Source organism: Mesorhizobium shangrilense, assembly GCF_040537815.1.
In the GTDB taxonomy this organism is placed as follows: Bacteria; Pseudomonadota; Alphaproteobacteria; order Rhizobiales; family Rhizobiaceae; genus Mesorhizobium; species Mesorhizobium shangrilense.
In genome coordinates this window covers 1-1,175 of record NZ_JBEWSZ010000044.1, presented here as the reverse complement: position 1 = coordinate 1,175, position 1,175 = coordinate 1, and the positions used below count along the sequence as shown (strand labels likewise).

Sequence of the window (1,175 nt, the reverse complement as noted above, 5' to 3'; positions counted from 1 at the left end):
CTAGAGTATCCGTCTTGGTCAAGGAATGTGTGGAGCCCATTTTCGGTCGTCCCTGATGAGTGCGTTTGCGAGGACGACAAGCTTTCGCATGATTGCGGTTATGGCGACTTTTGCAGGTTTTCCGCCTGCTCGGAGGCTTTCGTATTTTGCCTTAAGAGGCTGATTGAATCGGGTGGCGACGAGGGCGGGCATGTAGAGTGCCTGCCTGAGCGTTTGCCGACCGCCTTGGATGAAGCTCTTGCCCTTCCACTGGCCGGATTGGCGGTCGACGGGGGCAAGACCGGCCAAGCTTGCAGCTTGCTTGTTTTCGAGTACACCCAGTTCGGGCATGCCGGCGACGATGGCGAAGGCGCTCGCCTCGCCAAGCCCCGGAATGCTGGTGAGAATGTCGAAGCGGCGTCTGAGACCGAGTTCGCTGGCGATCCGGGTTCGGCATTCGGTGTCGATCGCTGTGATCTGGGCAGCGATCTGTTTCAACCGTTGCTCGGCCTGGCGCTTCAACAGCGGGATGGTCAAAGACTTCTGTCGGTTCAATGTGGCGGTGCGGTCCTTGATCAGCGCTCGTCGGGCGGCGACCAGTTCGCAAAGCGCATCAAGGGCATCGCTGCGGATCGGCCGGATCTGCGGCGCCATCAGCGCGCCGAAGTGGGCGAGCATGGCGGCATCGATCCGATCGGTCTTGGACAAGCGGCCTGCGGCCTTTGCGAAGGCACGCGTGCGCTGTGGGTTCATCTTGACCAGCGGCAGGCCCTTGGCGCCCAACATGCGTTCGAGCAACCGATGGTAGGCGCCCGTCGCCTCGTAGACGATGCGGGCAGGCGCAAGAGGCGCCAGCCAGCGGATCAGTTCGCGTAGACCGCTGGCGTCGTTGGCGTATTGCCGCTCCGTACCTTCCGGCAGCAGATGAACGTCGAGGCAATCTTTCGAGATGTCGATTCCGAGTGTGCGTGCTATGGTTGCGGTCATCTTTTCCGTGTCCCGTGCTTGTCATCCGGGCCTAGAATCCCGGCTATCCGTTCAGGCCTCATGGAAAAGAGAGGGGCGATCATACTCTAGCTCGGTCCTTCACGACCGGCGGTTCATCGATCCCACCCCTCCCGCCGCCTGCGGGTGGTGAAGGCCCGCAGGCGGCAACCCACTTTGGCCTCCAAACGACGGAAAGTCATAAGACAAGC

1 protein-coding gene is annotated in these 1,175 nt (G+C 61.3%); it reads right to left on the bottom strand.

Translation table 11 applies throughout. From position 1 onward, the window contains the following. Window positions 1–18: 18 nt before the first annotated feature. Entirely contained in the window at window positions 19–966 is a 948-nt protein-coding gene (locus ABVQ20_RS40425) for an IS110 family RNA-guided transposase (RefSeq protein ID WP_354465426.1), read from the bottom strand. Window positions 967–1,175: the final 209 nt, after the last annotated feature.

Excerpts from the sequence above, each read along its gene's own strand:
- ABVQ20_RS40425 (WP_354465426.1), bottom strand. The coding sequence starts at position 966 with ATGACCGCAACCATAGCACGCACACTCGGAATCGACATCTCGAAAGAT.